The following is a 16,585-nucleotide window of genomic DNA, read 5'->3' as shown; positions in this document are numbered from 1 at the left end:
GTCGAGTCAGCTGCCATGTCAGGCGCTAACGTTGCCCTTCTTTTCCTTCTGCTCGGAATAGATGTAGAGCGGCCTGGCATTGCCCGAGACCACCTCTTCCGAGATCACCACCTCGCGCACGCCTTCCAGCGCCGGCAGCTCGAACATGGTGTCTAGCAGGATCGCTTCCATGATCGAGCGCAGGCCGCGCGCGCCGGTCTTGCGCTCGATGGCGCGCTTGGCGATCGCCGAAAGCGCGTTCTCGTGGAAGGTGAGATCGACATTCTCCATCTCGAACAGCCGCTGATACTGCTTGACCAGCGCGTTCTTCGGCTCGGTCAGGATCTGGATCAGCGCCGGCTCGTCGAGGTCCTCGAGCGTCGCCAGCACAGGCAGACGGCCGACGAATTCGGGGATCAGGCCGAATTTCAACAGGTCCTCCGGCTCGACCTGGCGGAACAGGTCGCCGGTGCGGCGATCCTCGGGCGAGGCCACCGTGGCGCCGAAACCGATCGAGGTCTTGCGGCCGCGATCCGAGATGATCTTGTCGAGGCCGGCAAAGGCGCCGCCGCAGATAAAAAGGATGTTGGCGGTGTCGACCTGCAGGAACTCCTGCTGCGGGTGCTTGCGGCCGCCCTGCGGCGGCACGGAAGCGACCGTGCCTTCCATGATCTTCAGGAGCGCCTGCTGCACGCCCTCGCCCGACACGTCGCGGGTGATCGAGGGGTTGTCGGACTTGCGCGAGATCTTGTCGATCTCGTCGATATAGACGATGCCGCGCTGGGCGCGCTCGACATTGTAGTCGGCCGACTGCAACAGCTTCAGGATGATGTTCTCGACGTCCTCGCCGACATAGCCGGCTTCGGTGAGCGTCGTGGCGTCGGCCATGGTGAAGGGCACATCGATGATGCGGGCGAGCGTCTGCGCCAGCAGCGTCTTGCCGCAGCCGGTCGGGCCGATCAGCAGGATGTTCGACTTCGCCAGCTCGACGTCGTTGTTCTTGCCTGCATGCGCAAGACGCTTGTAGTGGTTATGGACGGCTACCGACAGCACCCGCTTGGCGTAGGGCTGGCCGATGACATAGTCGTCGAGGACCTTGAGGATCTCCTGCGGGGTCGGCACGCCCTCGCGCGACTTCACCATCGAGGTCTTGTTCTCCTCGCGGATGATGTCCATGCAGAGCTCGACGCATTCGTCGCAGATGAAAACCGTCGGACCGGCAATCAGCTTGCGCACTTCGTGCTGGCTTTTGCCGCAAAACGAGCAATAAAGCGTGTTCTTTGAATCACCGCCGTTGTTGCTGACCTTGCTCATTTTTCTGTCCTTTCACCGCCTGCCTGCCGATCGTCTGGCTGCATGGGCGTCTCACCAATCTATCGCGGGAATCCGCCACCGCCAGTGTTCCGGCTCACACAGCGCATTCCGTACGAAACCCAAATCAGAAAACGCGACAATGATTCGCAGCAACCCCATGCAAAGCTAAGCCGTCGAAAATCAACATAGCCTTAACGTAGGCAATCCCGACCTTTGAGGGAACAGGCAATTGTGGCCGAAATGCCGCAAGCCGCGCCAAAAGCGCGTTATCCCGCCATTCAGCTGCCAATCAGAGCCTACGCGGCGGCGGTTTCGCCCAGCTCGCGCGTCGTGATGACCTTGTCGATCAGACCAAAGTCCTTGGCCTCGTCGGCGGTCATGAAGTGGTCGCGGTCGAGCGTCCGCTCGATCTCGTCATAGCTCTTGCCGGTATGCTTGACATAGACCTCGTTCAAGCGGCGCTTCAGCTTGATGATGTCCTGCGCATGACGTTCGATGTCCGAAGCCTGACCCTGGAAGCCGCCGGACGGCTGATGGACCATGATGCGCGCGTTCGGCGTGGCAAAGCGCATGTCCTTGTGGCCGGCGCACAGTAGCAGCGAGCCCATCGAGGCCGCTTGGCCGATGCAGAGCGTCGACACCGCCGGCTTGATGAACTGCATGGTGTCGTAGATCGCCATTCCCGAGGTTACGACACCGCCCGGCGAGTTGATGTAGAGGTTGATTTCCTTCTTGGGGTTCTCCGCCTCGAGGAACAAAAGCTGTGCACAAACCAGCGTCGCCATGCCGTCTTCGACCGGGCCGGTGATGAAGATGATGCGTTCCTTCAAGAGGCGGGAGAAGATGTCGTAGGCGCGCTCGCCGCGATTGGTCTGTTCGACCACCATCGGAACGAGGTTCATGTAGGTTTCGACGGGGTTCTTCATGGACTATCCTTATTGGATGGATTCCGGCGCCATCAAATATGAGAAATTGGGCGGAATCGGTTCTGGATCGTTAGGTCCTAAATAGGATGCCGGCTCACCCTAGCGCAAGGCCGCCCCTCCTAGCCATCTGGTTAAGTCGAATCAAGCGCCTCGGCCCATGGAATGCCGGCGGTTGCGCCTGAAAAATATCCGAGATCGGAGGGCATGACGCCAAGGTAGCAGTTTCTTAACCGCCCTGCTTAACGACAAGCCCCGAAATCCCTGTCCGGCGGCCGACCTTCCGATACACTCCTGCGTTGAACCGGCGTCCTTTTTTCAACGGGGAATGTCATGTTTCGCCAGAGTTCCTTTCGCAAGAGCTCCGCATCGCTCGCCACAGCCAGCCTCGCAATAGTTGCCATTACGTCGCAAACGGCCGCCGGCGGCCGTACGCTCGAATGCTACGAGCCGGTGCGCCGGCCGGCGCTTTACGACACCGTCTATGAAGACGTGATGGTGAGCCCCGGCGGCCAGATCGTCGACTACGACCCGCCGATCTACGGCACGAGCGAAAGCCTGGAGCAGATCGCCCCGCCCCGCGTCGCCTATGAGGTCGTGCCGGCCGTCACGCGCACCGTCTACCACACGGTCAAGGTCGACGATGGCGGCTACGCCTGGGAATGGCGCATCATCCGCGGCCGCAAGGTGCTGTGTAAGGTGTGGCGCAAGGCCCGCTACGCGCGGGTCGCCGAAACCGTGATCGTCGAGCCGGAGCGCGTCCGGCGCGTCGTCCTTCCGGCGGAATATGAAGGCGTTGCCCGCGAGGTGCTGGTGCGGCCTGAGCGGCGGCGCATCGCGGAAATCCCGCCCTCATATCGGACGGTAGCGCGTCGCGTGGTGGTGCGGGAAGGCTCGACCCGCTGGCGGCGGGTGCATATCCCGCGGCACTGCCCGGACTAGGATCGACCGGAATTGTTTGCATCCGCGGACGGCAAGCCGATCTTTCGGCATTTCGCTGGTCCTGCCCTATGGTAACTTCGACATCGAACCAGCGGACGCGACGAATTGCCAGGAACCCGATGAATGCGGCCTTCAGACATCCCCGTTGTCGGCATGCTGCTTGCTGGCGACCGATCGTACCCGAGCTTCGGCTCTTTCTGCGACGCAATCCGAGAACTGGGCTACGGGGACGGTGAGAACATCCAGATCGAGCCCCGCTTTGCCGACGGTCATCTCGATCGCCTTCCAAGCCTTGCAGCCGAGCTCGTTCAGCGCCGAGCCAAGATCATCGTCGCCATTGGGGCTGTGAGCTACTTGGCTGCTCGCGAAGCGGCGCCCGATTTGCCGATCGTCTTTGCCATCGTGCTCGATCCGGTATCGGCGAAAATCGTCCAAAGCGCCGAGCGGCCCGGTGGCCACACGACAGGATGCACGAACTTCGACCCCGGCCAAATCGGCGAGCAGGTGCGGATGTTGAAGCAGGTGGTGCCAGACCTGAAATGCCTGGCGGTTTTGGGCGACGCGGGGGTTCCAGATATCCTGCCGAAGCTTTCGAAGGCCGCCGCCGAAGCGGAAGGCCTCAACATCTCCGTCCACCTGCTTGGCCGCGAGGAAGACCTGGAGACTGCCTTCGCCGCATTCGCGGCCGCCGAGGCGGGCGGTCTGCTGTGCCTGGAAGTTCCGCGAACCACGACATACGGGGCCAAGATCGTCAAGATGGCGAACGACGCCCGGCTGCCCGCCATCTTCGGCAGGGATCATGCAAGATACGGTCCGCTGATGGCCTACGGCACGAGCCTTGCCTCTGCCGCGCGTCGAATGGCCAGCCAGGTCGACATCATCCTCAAGGGAGCCGACGCCGGCGCGCTTCCAGTCGAATATGTCCGCCGGCCCGAGTTGATCGTGAATTTGAATGCTGCGCGGAAAATGGCAGTCACGTTCCCCGATCGTCTCTTGAGGTTGGCCAGCCAAGTCGTCGGATAACTGCCGGGGTGGGTGCGATATGGCTTAAGCCACCTCCGCTCGCAGCCTTCCTTGACTTAGGAACGTCGCCGCCCGCCCGGCTGGCCGGAGGAGGCTCGACCAACTGGCTAAGGGTACACATCCGGCAGCATTGCCGGACTAGGGAGCAATTCGCTGGGAGTCGCTTAGGCCAGGTCGATGTCGAGGATCGCCATCGAGAAATTGTAGTCGCCGTCGTCCTCGTCCTTGAAGACGATGCCGAGGAACTCGTCGCCGACATAGACCTCGGCCGAGTCCTCCTTGCGTGGACGCGCCTTCACCTGCAGCTTGGGATTCTGAAAGACGCGCTTGAAATAGGCGTCCAGCTTTCTGATCTCGTCGGGCTTCAAAGTCTTCTCCGAATGCGGCTGTTCGTTGGGACGCGCTTCTGACACGCCGACGATGGCGATGTAAAGGCAAGCAGACAGGATAACACGGGACAGCCGGCACGTGAAACGGCAGCCGGAATCCGGCCGCCACCGATGACGGCCGAATTCAGATGTCGAAGCTGACGACGTGGTCCATCGTCTGCGAGGGCAGGAGCTGGTCCATCTGCCGCGAAGGCTGGTCGCAGCCGGTCTCGCCGACGACACGCGCCGGCACGCCGGCGACCGTCTTGTTGTGCGGCACGGGCGACAGCACGACCGAACCGGCCGCGATCTTCGAACAGTGGCCGATCTCGATATTGCCGAGGATCTTGGCGCCGGCCCCGATCAGCACGCCACGGCGGATCTTCGGATGACGGTCGCCGCTGGCCTTGCCGGTGCCGCCAAGCGTCACGCCATGCAGGATCGAGACATCGTCCTCGATCACGGCCGTCTGACCGACGACCAGGCCGGTGGCGTGGTCGAGGAAGATGCCCTTGCCGATACGGGCGGCCGGATTGATGTCGGTCTGGAACACCGAGGACGAGCGGCTCTGCAGATAGAGCGCAAAGTCCCTGCGGCCCTGGTTCCAGAGCCAGTGCGCCAGCCGGTGCGTCTGGATGGCATGGAAACCCTTGAAATAGAGCACCGGCATGATGAAGCGGTCGCAGGCCGGGTCGCGATCGTAATAGGCCTGGATGTCGACGCGCACCGTCGAACTCCATTCGGGATCGTCGGCAAGCATCGCCTTGAAGGTCTGCCGGATGAGGTCGGAGCCGATATCCTGATGCGCCAGGCGCTCGGCCAGCCGGTGGATCACCGCTTCCTCCAGGCTCTCCTGGTTCAGGATGGTGGAATAGAGGAAGGCGGCAAGCAGCGGATCGCGGTTCACCGCTTCCATCGCCTCATCGCGGATCGAACGCCAGATCGGGTCGACCGGCTGCACCATGCTGGGGCGGGCTATCGTAACGCTGTTCATCGGCGGTCTCCGGCCTGCTCATTCATCCGGCGGCACATATAGGCCAGATCATAGCACGGTTGAACTCAATTTTCCTTAGTGCTTTGTCAAATGGACTTGGTTCACGGAAATTCAAGCCGCGATGGAAAACGAACCCTTGATCAACGATGTGCTCAAAACCGAGCTTTCCGCGCTCTATCAGGCCGGGGACCGGCACTATCACAGCATCGTTCATATCGAAGCCATGCTGGCGCTGGCCGGAGAATACCGGCGCTTGCTCCATGACCCGGAAGCCGTCAAGGCTGCGATCTGGTTCCACGACGCGATCTATGACAGCCGCGCCAAGGACAACGAGGCGAAAAGCGCTGATCTGGCGAAGAAAAAGCTCGCCGGGCGCGCCAGTCCCGATCGCATCGCCCGCATCGCGGCGATGATCGACGCCACCGCCACGCATCAGTTGCCGCAGTTCGGCAACGAAAAGGCGACAAGCGACGCAGCCCTGTTCCTCGACATGGACCTGGCAATCCTTGGCGCCGAGCCGGGTGTCTTCGATGCCTATGAAAAGGCCGTTCGGCGCGAGTATGGCTGGGTCGAGGAGCCGATGTGGCGCGCCGGCCGCGCGGCGGTGCTGAAGAGCTTCCTCGCTCGCCCGCATATCTTCCACACGGCCGAGTTCCGGCAGCGTTTCGAACCCCGGGCAAGGCAGAATCTGGAACGATCGCTCGCGGCGTTGGAGGGTTGACCAGCCCTAATCGGGAAAGGTTTCCATCCGCTGCTCATAGGCCTTGAAACCCGCCCGGCCATAAACCGACTGCGCCGCCGGATGATCATAGGTATCGGTGTGGAGCCAGAGCCTTTCGGGCTGGTGCGACCATGCCGCGCGCAACGCCCGGTCGAGCAGGAGCGGCCCCAGCCGCCGCCTCTGGAATGCAGGAACCAGCCCGAAATGAACGAGTTCGACGGCCGGCTGGCCGACATCGTTGAACTCGCAGAAGCCGGCGGCTTCGCCGTCGACGCGCAGCACATGGACGTGTGTCGAAGTGCTGGCGAGCAGCGTTTCGAGCTCAGCCTCGGGCATACGCAAGCGCTGGTCCCACTGCACTGGGCCGCCGACGGCGCGATAGAGGCTGACATAGCTCGGCAGATCCGGTAGCTCGCGCTTGACGACGGCACCGGGTATGGGTGCCGCAAGCGGCTCGCCGGACGGCGGCTCAGTCATCTCCATATAGGTGACGAGAAGATCGACCATGATCGTTTTGAGCCAAGCCGTGGCGCTTAGAGCGGATTTTCAGCGTAGAACTCGAGCACCCGCTGCTTGAAGCTCTTATCGCCGACGGCAAGCATGTGGTCGCGGCTCTCGATGTGAAAGGCTTTGGCGTTCGGCATCAGGGCGGCCAGTTCGTCGGGCGAGCCGGCGATGTCGTCCCTGGTCCCGACGGCAATCAAGGTCGGCTGGGCAATGCGCGCGACATCGTCCTCGCTCATAGATGCGCGCGAGCCGACGATGCAGACGGCGAGCGCCCGGCGGTCGCTGCGAGTCTGGTCGGCGAAAGCGCGAAACGAGCGGCCGCGCGCATGGCTGATCGTACCTGGGTCCTCGGCCAGAAGCGCATCGGCGATCGGGTCCCAATCGCCGACGCCGTCGACAAGGCCGATGCCGAGGCCGCCGAACACCAGCGTCGCCACCTTGTCCGGATTGGACAACGCCATGAATGCGGATACCCGCGCGCCCATCGAATAGCCCATGACATGGGCGCGTTCGATGCCGAGATGATCGAGCAGCGCGGCTGCGTCCGAGGCCATCTTGGCTGGCGTGTAGTCGGCCTCGTCGTAGCTCTTCGACGAGGAGCCATGGCCGCGATTGTCGAAGGCGATGGCGCGGTACCCGGCGTCGTTCAGCGTCTTGAACCAGCCGGGCGAGACCCAATTGACGTAGTGGCTGGAGGCGAAGCCGTGGATCATCAGCACCGGATCGCCCTCTCCGGACGCGGGCTGGCGATCGAGATAGGCAAGTTCGAAGCCGTCGTGGGAAAAATATTGCATCGGCGCTGCCGCAGTCAGTTGGAACCGCCGCCCGAGGCCTGGGCGATCGCAGGGTGGCGCAAGAGGTCGCCGTCCTTGAGACTGTCCTTCGCGGCCGTTCCCGCCTTCAGCTCGAGCACGAAGCTCACCGGCTGTCCGGGCGAGATGATCGCCTCCGATTCCGGTTCGCCGCGCTTGATGGTCTTGATCCTGCCGTCCTGGCCGATAAAGACCAGGTCGAGCGGCATCGGCGTGTTCTTCATCCAGAAATTTACCTCGCCGGGCCGCTCGAATACGAACAGCATGCCGTGATCGTCGGCCATGTCCTTGCGAAACATCAGCCCGGCCTCACGCTCTTCGGACGTGTCGGCGATCTCGATGGAGAAAGAATGCTTGCCGGAGCCGGTCACCGCGACCAGCGGCGTCGGATCGACCTGCAGCATCATGGCCTGGCCGTCCGCCGAACTCGGGTTCGAGGTGCCGAAATAGGCAGCCAAAACGATGGCGACGCAAAGCGCGCCTGCAGTCAGCCAGTTGCGATGAACCATTATGATACCTCGTCCAAATCTCGTCCTAGACCATGATCCACGCGAGTGGAACCGGTTTTCGGACAAGATTGGGCCTCAGGGAGACAAGGCCTTCCAGACGGTGTCTGGAAAGTCCCAAGATCTGTTGAGAGTCCTTAGTGCGAGACCGGCAAGGTGCCCATATCGGGGTGAATTTCGGCGGCCATAAGGCCTTTGTCGCCGCGCCCGAAGCGGACCAGAACGACCTGACCGGGCCTCAGTTCGGTGATGCCGTAACGGCGCAGCGTCTCCATGTGGACGAAGATGTCCTCGGTGCCCTCGCCCCTGGTCAGGAAGCCGAAGCCCTTGGTGCGGTTGAACCACTTCACCAACGCCCGCTCGAGCCCGCTCTCCGCCGTCACGGTGACATGCGTGCGCTGCTCCTGCTCCGCCGGATGAACCGCCGTCGAAGCATCCATGGAAAGAACGCGGAAAGCCTGCAGGCCGCGATCGCCCTGCTTGACGAGGCAGACGACGCGCGCGCCTTCCAGCGCGGTCTGGAAGCCGTCCCTTCGAAGACAAGTCACATGGAGGAGAATATCACCCGAGACGCCGTCGTCCGGAAGAATAAAGCCATAGCCCTTTGCCACGTCGAACCATTTGATAGCGCCGGCGATTTCGACAAGCTCGGCGGTCTCGCCGCCACTGTCTCGCGTCAAGGCGTCGTCAAGGCTTCCGTCCCGCCTCATGAAAGAGGCTTTTTCCCCCATAAGAATGCCCCCTTTTCCAACTGCAACCACAACTGATTCTTGCCAAGAGATTAACACCGCGGCTTCCGGGGTGTGCAAGACCTGACGTGCCTTTTTTCACTGTTGAACACCGGAAAGCCGCAATTGTCGTTTGCCGGCGCTGCCGGATACGCAATAGCACGGCCTGAAATCGGCCGCTTCGTCCGTTTTGTCGGACGATTGCCCTTTGGCGGACCGGCTCCTATGGTGCGCCGCAACGCAACGCATCGAGGAAACCGATATGCGCTATCTCCACACCATGGTCCGCATCGCCGACATCGATCGATCGCTCGATTTCTACTGCAACAAGCTCGGCCTCAAGGAAGTGCGTCGCTACGAGAACGAGCAGGGGCGCTACACGCTGATCTTCCTCGCTGCGTCGGAAGACGAGCAGAGCGGCATCTCCGAGAAGGCGCCGCTGGTCGAGCTGACCTACAATTGGGATCCGGAAGACTATAAGGGCGGCCGCAATTTCGGCCACCTCGCCTATGAGGTCGACGACATCTACGCCACCTGTCAGAAGCTGATGGACAACGGCGTGACCATCAATCGGCCGCCACGCGACGGCAACATGGCCTTCATCCGCTCGCCGGACGGCATCTCGATCGAGCTCTTGCAGAAAGGCCCGGCAAAGGCCAAGGCCGAGCCGTGGGCTTCGATGCAGAACACGGGAAGCTGGTAGGCCGCTCGCTACAATTTGACCGGCAATCTTATGGCGTTTGGCAGGAGGCTGCCTATCTATCTGGTTATGGCGCCAGCCTGGAGGAGCTGGCGTTTTTCTTGATCCGCCAGGAGGATTTCATGCCGACCAGCCGCGCCGACGTCGCCACGGAACACGCCAGCCGCTATCTGCAGCAGCTTTGCAAGCACTGGGCGCACAAGTTCCCGGTCGAGTTCGATCCGCATCACGGCGCCATCCAGCTTTCGCTCGGCCGCACCGTCATGGATGCCGACGACAAGGCCCTCCACATCGCGGTCGCCGCTGGTGACGATGCCGCGCTCGAGCGGCTGGAAACCGTCGTCGCCGACCACATCAAGCGCTTCGCCTTCCGCGAAGAGTTGACCTTCGACTGGCAGAAGGCCGCCTGAAGGTTCGAATTTCAGCCGCCGGCCTTGCCCGCCATGTCGAGCAGGGCAAGCACGCTGCGCCAATTGCGCGCCGTGCCCGGCACCTTGAGCGTTCGCGGTATGAGGTTGGCGAACACCGACTTGCCGAGTCCGTCCGGCGCATGCAGGTAAAGCGCGTCTTCCTTGATCTCGAAGCGCTCCGGGCCGGTGCACTTTTCCGCAAGCCGCTTGGTCTCTTCCGCGGTCGGCTCGCGCTCCAGCGCATAGGCATGCAGCTTGGTCGGCTCGCCGGCAACCTCCGGATAGGGATTGTCCTTCACCAGCCGCTCCAACCAGCCGGCATCGCGCACCATGATGCGGGAGTTAAAGCCCCACTTCTTCTCGAAGGCCGCTTCAAGCTGTTTCGTCAGCCAGGCTGCATCGCCCTTCTTTGCCCGAAACACCACATTGCCGCTTTGCACATAGGTCGCGACGTCGGTGAAGCCTAACTCCTCGAAGAACGACCTCAGTTCCGCCATCTTGACGATGCGGTTGCCGCCGACATTGATGCCGGAAAACAGGGCGACGAAGACCGTCCCTTTTTCGCTGCTTTTTGGCCCGCTCATATGATGAACCCCGCCAGCGTCTCGTTGTCGGTGATGTCCTGATACTGCACGCCCTCGGCGTCGAAATTTGCTTTCAGGAGATCGAAATTGCGCCGGTCCTTGGTCTCGATGCCGATCAGCACCGAGCCGAAATTGCGCGCCGACTTCTTGAGGTATTCGAAGCGCGCGATGTCGTCGTCCGGGCCGAGCATTTCGAGGAAATCGCGCAGCGCGCCCGGCCGCTGCGGGAAGCGGATGACAAAATACTTCTTGAGACCCTCGAAGCGCAGCGCGCGCTCCTTCACGTCCGGCAGGCGCTCGAAATCGAAATTGCCGCCGGAGACGACGGCGACAATGGTCTTGCCCCTGATCTCCTTGCGCGAAAAATCCTTGAGCGCGTCGATGGCCAGCGCGCCGGCCGGCTCCAGCACCACGCCCTCGACATTGAGCATCTCGATCATCGTCGCGCAGAGCCGGTTTTCCGGGACGAGGCGTACCGTATCGGCGGTGAATTCCTTGAGATGGCGCAGTGGCTCGCGGCCGATCTCGGCCACCGCGGCGCCGTCGACGAAATTGTCGACCTTGGCGAGCCTGACCCGCTTGCCGCCGGAAAGACTCTCGCTGAGGCTCGGCGCGCCCGCCGGCTCGCAGAACACGAACCGCGTGTCGCGGTGCTGGTCGGCGAAATAGTGCGTCACTCCGGCAGCCAGGCCGCCGCCGCCCACCGGCAGCATGACGATGTCGGGCACGCGCCCGCCTGGCATCTGGGCCGCGATCTCATAGGCGACCGTCGCCTGGCCCTCGATGATGTCCTTGTGGTCGAAGGGCGGCACCATATGCGCGCCGGCGGTTTCGGTGAATTCGAAGGCGGCGCGATAGCAATCGTCGAAGAAGTCGCCGACCAGCCTGATCTCGACGAAATCGCCGCCGAACAGCCGCGTCTTGTCGACCTTCTGCTGCGGCGTCGTCACCGGCATGAACACGACGCCCTTTTTGCCAAAGTGGCGGCAGACGAAGGCGAAGCCCTGCGCATGATTGCCGGCCGAGGCGCAGACGAACAGCTCCGCATTGTTGCCGGCGGCGAGCGCCTTGCGGAAGAAATTGAAGGCGCCCCTGATCTTGTATGAGCGAACCGGCGTCAGGTCCTCCCGCTTTAGAAGAATGCGGGCGCCGGTCTTCTTCGACAGATAGTCGTTCTCCTGCAGCGGCGTTTCCGGAAATATCCCACGGATCGCCTCGGCAGCGGCGACGACGCGGGAAGAAAAACTGTTCATAAGGCAACCGCCCTCGGATTGCATGGCGCGAAACGCTGCCTATCGCACAAATCGACGCCTGCGGCCACCGATGCGGCGGCGCGGCATATCCTGGCTTTCGCGCAACAGTGCCAAGGCCGTCGTCAACCGCTGAGCAAGTTTCCGCTGGACACGACTTACTTCCGCCGCACTTCGCCTGTCCGGGAAGTTTCGCGGAGGTGGATGGCCAATTGCGGCCGGAGTGGATTTGTTCGACGTGCATGTGAAGACGCTTTTGATCATTGCCCTGGCACTGTTGACGGCAGGCTGCGCGGGGCGCCAAACGCAGGAGATCCTCGGCAGCGTCGTCGTGCCGACGACCGCGACCGAGATCGCCGGCAACCATTCGATCTTCATCACCACCACACGCAAGCGCTCCGACGACCCGAACAAGGTCTTCGACGGCGAGCGTTCGGCGACACTGAACTATGCCCGCGTCAACGTCACCGTGCCGCCGGTCCACCAGACCGGCCAGATCGAGCGGCGCTCGCGCGGCAAGTCCAACGACCCGACCAAATATTTCATGGCCTCCGAGGTTGTCGGCTACGACACGCAGCCCAAGTTCACCAGCGCGCTCAACGCCGACATCGACGCCCGCGGCGGCCGCGTCATGGTCTTCGTCCACGGCTACAACACCGGCTTCGACGATGCTGTCTACCGGCTGACCCAGATCGTCCACGATTCCGGCTATCCCGGCACGCCGGTGCTGTTTTCCTGGGCTTCGGGAGCCAAGACGACGGACTATGTCTATGACAAGGAAAGCGCTGCCGCCGCCCGCGACCAGTTGGAGGTGACGCTGAGAATGCTCGCGCAAACCGGTGCGCGGCGTATCGACATCGTCGCGCATTCGATGGGAACCTGGGTGACGATGGAAACGCTGCGTCAGCTCGCCATCACCGGCGACCGCGATCTCAGCGGCAAGCTCGGCGACGTCGTTCTGGCCTCGCCCGACATTGATGTCGACGTCTTCAAGAGCCAGATGCGCCGCTACGGCAAGCCCGACAAGCCCTTCATCCTGCTGCTGTCGGACGACGACCGGGCGCTGAGGCTCTCCGGCCTGATTGCCGGTTCGCGGCCGCGCGTAGGCGACTATAGGGACGCGGCCGATCTCGCTTCCTATGGCGTCACAGTGGTCGACCTCTCCAAGGAGAAGGGCAGCGACAGCTTCAACCACACCAAATTCGCCGACAACCCGGTGCTGGTGAAGATGATCGGTCAGCGGCTGCGCGAGGACGACGGTTTTGCCAGCGATCGCGACGTCACCGACCGCATCAGCCAGCTCGCCACCCAGTAACCGTGTCGACGTGGTTGCTGCCCTGCATCGACTTTGAACTGGACCGGGCCGCCCTCTGGCTTTATCGAAGTAGCCGGAGAGGTTTGCCGCCCTTGGGGGACCCCGGGTGATCGTGCGTTCGAAGATCGTCCTTGGCCTTGCCTTTGCGCTCGCCCTGACGGGCTGCGCCGGCGGAAATACGCATGATCTTCTGAACAGGAAGACGGTTGCGGTACCGGCATCCGATATTGCCGCCACCCATGAAATCTTCGTCGCCACGACCCGCCAGCAGGCGACCAAGGATCCGCGGCAGGTGTTCGACGGCGACCGTTCGCTGACCACCAGCTACGCCCGTGTCGATGTCACGGTTCCAAAAATCCATCAGGTCGGCGCGATCGAGCGCGCAGAGGGATCGGCCGACAGCAATCCGGCCAAGCAGTTCACCGCGACCGACGTCGTCCACTATGGAGACGCCTCGCAATTCGCCAAGGCGGTCGGCGCCGACATCTCCATGCGCGGCGACCGCGCCCTGGTGTTCGTGCACGGCTTCAACAACGGCTTCGACGACGGCGTCTATCGGTTGACGCAGATCGCGCATGACACGAACTACCCCGGCACGCCGGTACTGTTCTCCTGGGCCTCGAGCGGCAAGACGACCGGCTACATCTATGACAAGGACAGCTCCACCGCCGCGCGCGACGATCTCGAGGCGACGCTGAGGATGCTTGCCAAGACGAAAGCCAAGAGCATCGACATCATCGCCCATTCGATGGGCACCTGGCTGACGATGGAAGCGCTGCGGCAGCTCGCCATCACCGGCGACCGCGATCTCAACGGCAAGCTCGGCTATGTCATCCTCGCCTCGCCCGACATCGACGTCGACGTGTTCAAGAAGCAGATGATCCGCTACGGCAAGCCCGACAAGCCGTTCGCCATCTTGCTGTCGGGCGATGATCGGGCGTTGAAGCTGTCCAGCTTCATCTCCGGCGACAAGCCACGCGTCGGCGACTACGGCAACGCGGCCGATCTCGCAAGCTACGGCGTGGTCGTAGCGGATCTGACCAACACCAAAGGCGGCGACCGTTTGAACCATGCCAAATTCGCCGACAACCCGGTCCTGGTGCAATTGCTTGGCGACCGGCTGCGCACGCCGGCCGCCCTGCGGGCGGACGAATCGCAGGGAGCCGGATTGGACAATATCGGCCAAGGTCTCGGCAAGGCCGTGGGATCGGTCGCCGAGGTGGTCATCACCACGCCGTTCAAGGTGCTGACCATTGCCACCGGCGGCGAGTGATCAGCCAGCGTCGCTCACACAAACAGCTCGACCTTCTGGAACGTCGTCACGTCGACCAAGCCGACGTCCGAGATTCTGAGTTCCGGAATGACCACCAACGCCAGCAGCGAATGCTGCATATAGGCGTTGTTGAGCGAACAGCCGACCTTGCGCATTGCTTCCGTCAGTTGCTCGGCCTTGGCGGCGACGATCTCGGCGCGCTCGTCCGACATCAGCCCGGCGATCGGCATTTCGACCAGCGCCAGTTCCTTGCCCCTGGAGTAGAGCACGACGCCGCCCCCAACCTCGCCCAGCCGGTTGACGGCCAAAGCCATGTCTTCCTTGTTGGTGCCGACGACGATGATGTGGTGCGCGTCATGCGCCACGCTCGAGGCCATCGCGCAATCTTCCATGTAGCCGAAGCCGGAGACGAAGGCGTTGGTGACGCCGCCGGTGCCCCTGTGGCGTTCCACCAGGGCGATCTGGCAGATGTCGTTGCGGCGATCCATGGCAACCAGGCCGTCCTCGACCGCCAGGTCGGCCTCGAGCGCCCGCGTCGGCGCCTGGTTCTCGATCACGCCGATCACCCGCGCCCGCACCTCGTTGGCGCCCTGGGGCGCGGCGATATCGAAATCCGCGGCCTTGAGCTTCTTGCCGAGCTTGACCGTGTTCTTCGCCGTTGGCGGATAGTCATAGGCCGGGATGTCGATTTCGAGCTTGCCGGCCTTCGCCAGCCTGGCTCCGCGGCCGTAGACCTCGTCTATGGTCATCTGGGCGAGATCGGAAACGATCAAAAGGTCGGCCAGCCGCCCCGGCGCGATCGAGCCGATCTCGCGCTCCAGCCCAAAATGCTGGGCGGTGTTGAGCGTCGCCATCTGGATCGCCGTCACCGGCTTCAGGCCCTGGCTGATGGCGTGCCGCACCACGCGGTCCATATGGCCTTCATGCACAAGCGTGCCGGAATGGCTGTCGTCGGTGCACAGGATGAAGTTGCGCGGATCGATGCCGCCTTCGGTCACCGCCTTGATCTGCGCCGCGACGTCGTACCAGGCCGAGCCTAGCCGCAGCATTGCCTTCATGCCCTGGCGCACCCTGGCGATCGCATCTTCGGCGCGCGTCCCTTCATGGTCGTCCTCGGCGCCGCCGGCGACATAGCCGTGGAACGGCAGGCCGAGATCGCGCGAGGCATAGTGACCGCCGACCGTCTTGCCCGCCTTGACCGTCTCGGCGATCTCGCCCGACATCACCGGATCGTTGGCGGCGACACCTGGAAAATTCATCACCTCGCCGAGACCGATGATGTTCTCCCAGGTCATCGCCTCGGCGACGTCGGCGACCGTAAGCTCGGCGCCGGCATGCTCCAGTCCCGGCGCCGACGGCACGCAGGACGGCATCTGGACATGCACGTTGATCGGCATCGCGACGGCCTCGTCATGCATCAGGCGAACGCCCGGCAGACCCAGCACATTGGCGATCTCATGCGGATCGATGAACATCGAGGTGGTGCCGTGCGGGATCACCGCGCGGCAGAATTCCGTCACCGTCACCATGCCGCTCTCGACATGCATGTGGGCGTCGCAGAGGCCAGGCACCAGATAGCGTCCGCCGGCATCGACCACCTTGGTCCCCTGCCCGATGGCGTGGCCGGCATTCGGCCCGCAATAAGCGAAGCGTCCGGCGGTAATCGCAATGTCGGTGCCGGGAATAATCTCGCCCGAATGGACATTCACCCAGCGCCCGTTGCGGATCACCAGATCGGCCTGCTTGCGCCCCATCGCGACGTCGACCAGATGCGTCGCCACCTCGGTCCAGGGCTTTGGTTTCATCTTGTTCGCGCTTCCCGCCATGACGGACTCCTGTTTGCCCGACTGTGCCAAGCGGGCGCGGTTTTGACCAGTTGGCAAAACTGGTTTGTTTTTAAGGCAGATATCTCCTCCGGCAGGGCGAAAATCGCCTAAACTGGAGGCTCTGGCCACCGTTCGGGGCGCGGAAGAGATGGCACAAACGATCCGGTTCGCAATTTTCGCGCTGTCGGCATGTTGCGCCGGCCTGGCCTTCCTCACCTTGCACTCGTTCTGGGCATGGGCCGCGCCGATCACCATTGTCATCGCCGGCTCGTTGCTTGCCGAATATGCTTTCGGTCGGCTGGCCCCGCCCGAAGAAAAACAGCACGACCTGGAAGACCGCGTCCGCAACCCACCGACGTAAACCACTGTTGCAGACATGCAATTCCGTTTTGCGGCGGAAAACGCTAGGT

At 62.8% G+C, this 16,585-nt stretch carries 19 protein-coding genes; 8 read left to right on the top strand and 11 right to left on the bottom strand.

The window, feature by feature from the left end; genetic code table 11:
• Window positions 1-18: 18 nt before the first annotated feature.
• Both clpX and clpP read right to left on the bottom strand, forming a co-directional pair.
• Window positions 19-1,293, bottom strand: a complete 1,275-nt coding sequence (gene clpX / locus ABID26_RS25160) for an ATP-dependent Clp protease ATP-binding subunit ClpX (protein ID WP_059185169.1) — start codon at window positions 1,291-1,293, stop codon at window positions 19-21.
• A 296-nt stretch (window positions 1,294-1,589) separates the two neighbouring features.
• Window positions 1,590-2,219: an ATP-dependent Clp endopeptidase proteolytic subunit ClpP gene (clpP, locus tag ABID26_RS25155; RefSeq protein WP_126099925.1), complete on the bottom strand. Its 630-nt coding sequence runs from the start codon at window positions 2,217-2,219 to the stop codon at window positions 1,590-1,592.
• Window positions 2,220-2,549: 330 nt separating this feature from the next.
• Here clpP and ABID26_RS25150 point away from each other — a divergent pair, with 330 nt between their 5' ends.
• Window positions 2,550-3,158 (top strand): hypothetical protein, encoded by a 609-nt coding sequence (locus ABID26_RS25150; RefSeq protein WP_292298978.1) that lies wholly within the window; start codon window positions 2,550-2,552, stop codon window positions 3,156-3,158.
• Window positions 3,159-3,281: 123 nt separating this feature from the next.
• Window positions 3,282-4,181: an ABC transporter substrate-binding protein gene (locus ABID26_RS25145; protein WP_126099924.1), complete on the top strand. Its 900-nt coding sequence runs from the start codon at window positions 3,282-3,284 to the stop codon at window positions 4,179-4,181.
• Window positions 4,182-4,345: 164 nt separating this feature from the next.
• Here ABID26_RS25145 and ABID26_RS25140 read toward each other — a convergent pair whose 3' ends face one another.
• Both ABID26_RS25140 and cysE read right to left on the bottom strand, forming a co-directional pair.
• Window positions 4,346-4,549 (bottom strand): DUF3126 family protein, encoded by a 204-nt coding sequence (locus ABID26_RS25140; protein WP_027166457.1) that lies wholly within the window; start codon window positions 4,547-4,549, stop codon window positions 4,346-4,348.
• Between the two features lie 145 nt (window positions 4,550-4,694).
• Window positions 4,695-5,543 carry a serine O-acetyltransferase gene (gene cysE / locus ABID26_RS25135; protein ID WP_292298977.1) on the bottom strand — a complete coding sequence of 283 codons (849 nt, stop codon included), beginning with the start codon at window positions 5,541-5,543 and terminating at the stop codon, window positions 4,695-4,697.
• A 121-nt stretch (window positions 5,544-5,664) separates the two neighbouring features.
• Between cysE and ABID26_RS25130 the strand changes: the two genes are divergently transcribed.
• Window positions 5,665-6,264: an HD domain-containing protein gene (locus tag ABID26_RS25130; protein WP_292373623.1), complete on the top strand. Its 600-nt coding sequence runs from the start codon at window positions 5,665-5,667 to the stop codon at window positions 6,262-6,264.
• Window positions 6,265-6,270: 6 nt separating this feature from the next.
• Here the strand turns inward: ABID26_RS25130 and ABID26_RS25125 are convergent, their stop codons facing one another.
• From ABID26_RS25125 to ABID26_RS25110, 4 genes are all read right to left on the bottom strand, one after another.
• Complete coding sequence (locus tag ABID26_RS25125; protein ID WP_292373624.1) at window positions 6,271-6,771, bottom strand: GNAT family N-acetyltransferase; 501 nt, start codon at window positions 6,769-6,771, stop codon at window positions 6,271-6,273.
• 26 nt (window positions 6,772-6,797) lie between these two features.
• Window positions 6,798-7,565 (bottom strand): alpha/beta fold hydrolase, encoded by a 768-nt coding sequence (locus ABID26_RS25120; protein ID WP_292373626.1) that lies wholly within the window; start codon window positions 7,563-7,565, stop codon window positions 6,798-6,800.
• Window positions 7,566-7,579: 14 nt separating this feature from the next.
• Window positions 7,580-8,092, bottom strand: coding sequence for a DUF192 domain-containing protein (locus ABID26_RS25115; protein ID WP_292373628.1), 513 nt, complete (start codon window positions 8,090-8,092; stop codon window positions 7,580-7,582).
• Window positions 8,093-8,226: 134 nt separating this feature from the next.
• The gene (locus ABID26_RS25110) at window positions 8,227-8,799 is read right to left on the bottom strand and encodes a cold shock domain-containing protein (RefSeq protein ID WP_189521183.1); all 573 of its coding nucleotides are present in this window, start codon (window positions 8,797-8,799) and stop codon (window positions 8,227-8,229) included.
• A 280-nt stretch (window positions 8,800-9,079) separates the two neighbouring features.
• On the opposite strand from ABID26_RS25110, the gene gloA reads away from it, so the two are divergent.
• Window positions 9,080-9,520, top strand: coding sequence for a lactoylglutathione lyase (gene gloA, locus ABID26_RS25105; RefSeq protein WP_126099918.1), 441 nt, complete (start codon window positions 9,080-9,082; stop codon window positions 9,518-9,520).
• Window positions 9,521-9,639: 119 nt separating this feature from the next.
• Entirely contained in the window at window positions 9,640-9,927 is a 288-nt protein-coding gene (locus ABID26_RS25100; protein ID WP_292373629.1) for a DUF2218 domain-containing protein, read from the top strand.
• Between the two features lie 11 nt (window positions 9,928-9,938).
• On the opposite strand, the gene ABID26_RS25095 is transcribed toward ABID26_RS25100, so the two are convergent.
• Together ABID26_RS25095 and ilvA are read right to left on the bottom strand one after the other, a co-directional pair.
• Window positions 9,939-10,511: a DUF1697 domain-containing protein gene (locus ABID26_RS25095; protein WP_292373631.1), complete on the bottom strand. Its 573-nt coding sequence runs from the start codon at window positions 10,509-10,511 to the stop codon at window positions 9,939-9,941.
• On the bottom strand, window positions 10,508-11,764 hold the full coding sequence (ilvA, locus tag ABID26_RS25090; protein WP_292373633.1) for a threonine ammonia-lyase IlvA: 1,257 nt from the start codon (window positions 11,762-11,764) through the stop codon (window positions 10,508-10,510). Before ilvA ends, ABID26_RS25095 begins: the two co-directional genes overlap by 4 nt.
• A 235-nt stretch (window positions 11,765-11,999) precedes the next feature.
• Here ilvA and ABID26_RS25085 point away from each other — a divergent pair, with 235 nt between their 5' ends.
• Both ABID26_RS25085 and ABID26_RS25080 read left to right on the top strand, forming a co-directional pair.
• Complete coding sequence (locus ABID26_RS25085; protein ID WP_354416977.1) at window positions 12,000-13,076, top strand: alpha/beta hydrolase; 1,077 nt, start codon at window positions 12,000-12,002, stop codon at window positions 13,074-13,076.
• 106 nt (window positions 13,077-13,182) lie between these two features.
• The gene (locus ABID26_RS25080) at window positions 13,183-14,349 is read left to right on the top strand and encodes an alpha/beta hydrolase (RefSeq protein ID WP_292373638.1); all 1,167 of its coding nucleotides are present in this window, start codon (window positions 13,183-13,185) and stop codon (window positions 14,347-14,349) included.
• A 14-nt stretch (window positions 14,350-14,363) separates the two neighbouring features.
• Here the strand turns inward: ABID26_RS25080 and ade are convergent, their stop codons facing one another.
• Entirely contained in the window at window positions 14,364-16,175 is a 1,812-nt protein-coding gene (gene ade / locus ABID26_RS25075) for an adenine deaminase (protein ID WP_292373640.1), read from the bottom strand.
• Window positions 16,176-16,323: 148 nt separating this feature from the next.
• Between ade and ABID26_RS25070 the strand changes: the two genes are divergently transcribed.
• Window positions 16,324-16,536, top strand: coding sequence for a hypothetical protein (locus ABID26_RS25070; protein WP_126099912.1), 213 nt, complete (start codon window positions 16,324-16,326; stop codon window positions 16,534-16,536).
• Window positions 16,537-16,585: the final 49 nt, after the last annotated feature.

It is taken from the genome of Mesorhizobium shonense, from assembly GCF_040545255.1.
GTDB lineage: Bacteria > Pseudomonadota > Alphaproteobacteria > Rhizobiales > Rhizobiaceae > Mesorhizobium > Mesorhizobium shonense.
This window is presented reverse-complemented; position numbering and strand designations above follow the sequence as displayed.

What these genes read in the sequence shown, in the direction of transcription:
- clpX (WP_059185169.1), bottom strand. Translation starts at nt 1,293, where the DNA reads ATGAGCAAGGTCAGCAACAACGGCGGTGATTCAAAGAACACGCTTTAT.
- ABID26_RS25150 (WP_292298978.1), top strand. Translation starts at nt 2,550, where the DNA reads ATGTTTCGCCAGAGTTCCTTTCGCAAGAGCTCCGCATCGCTCGCCACA.
- ade (WP_292373640.1), bottom strand. Translation starts at nt 16,175, where the DNA reads ATGGCGGGAAGCGCGAACAAGATGAAACCAAAGCCCTGGACCGAGGTG.
- ABID26_RS25125 (WP_292373624.1), bottom strand. Translation starts at nt 6,771, where the DNA reads ATGGTCGATCTTCTCGTCACCTATATGGAGATGACTGAGCCGCCGTCC.
- clpP (WP_126099925.1), bottom strand. Translation starts at nt 2,219, where the DNA reads ATGAAGAACCCCGTCGAAACCTACATGAACCTCGTTCCGATGGTGGTC.
- ABID26_RS25115 (WP_292373628.1), bottom strand. Translation starts at nt 8,092, where the DNA reads ATGGTTCATCGCAACTGGCTGACTGCAGGCGCGCTTTGCGTCGCCATC.
- ABID26_RS25095 (WP_292373631.1), bottom strand. Translation starts at nt 10,511, where the DNA reads ATGAGCGGGCCAAAAAGCAGCGAAAAAGGGACGGTCTTCGTCGCCCTG.
- gloA (WP_126099918.1), top strand. Translation starts at nt 9,080, where the DNA reads ATGCGCTATCTCCACACCATGGTCCGCATCGCCGACATCGATCGATCG.
- ABID26_RS25130 (WP_292373623.1), top strand. Translation starts at nt 5,665, where the DNA reads ATGGAAAACGAACCCTTGATCAACGATGTGCTCAAAACCGAGCTTTCC.
- ABID26_RS25070 (WP_126099912.1), top strand. Translation starts at nt 16,324, where the DNA reads ATGGCACAAACGATCCGGTTCGCAATTTTCGCGCTGTCGGCATGTTGC.
- ABID26_RS25145 (WP_126099924.1), top strand. Translation starts at nt 3,282, where the DNA reads ATGCGGCCTTCAGACATCCCCGTTGTCGGCATGCTGCTTGCTGGCGAC.
- ABID26_RS25120 (WP_292373626.1), bottom strand. Translation starts at nt 7,565, where the DNA reads ATGCAATATTTTTCCCACGACGGCTTCGAACTTGCCTATCTCGATCGC.
- ABID26_RS25110 (WP_189521183.1), bottom strand. Translation starts at nt 8,799, where the DNA reads ATGAGGCGGGACGGAAGCCTTGACGACGCCTTGACGCGAGACAGTGGC.
- cysE (WP_292298977.1), bottom strand. Translation starts at nt 5,543, where the DNA reads ATGAACAGCGTTACGATAGCCCGCCCCAGCATGGTGCAGCCGGTCGAC.
- ABID26_RS25100 (WP_292373629.1), top strand. Translation starts at nt 9,640, where the DNA reads ATGCCGACCAGCCGCGCCGACGTCGCCACGGAACACGCCAGCCGCTAT.
- ilvA (WP_292373633.1), bottom strand. Translation starts at nt 11,764, where the DNA reads ATGAACAGTTTTTCTTCCCGCGTCGTCGCCGCTGCCGAGGCGATCCGT.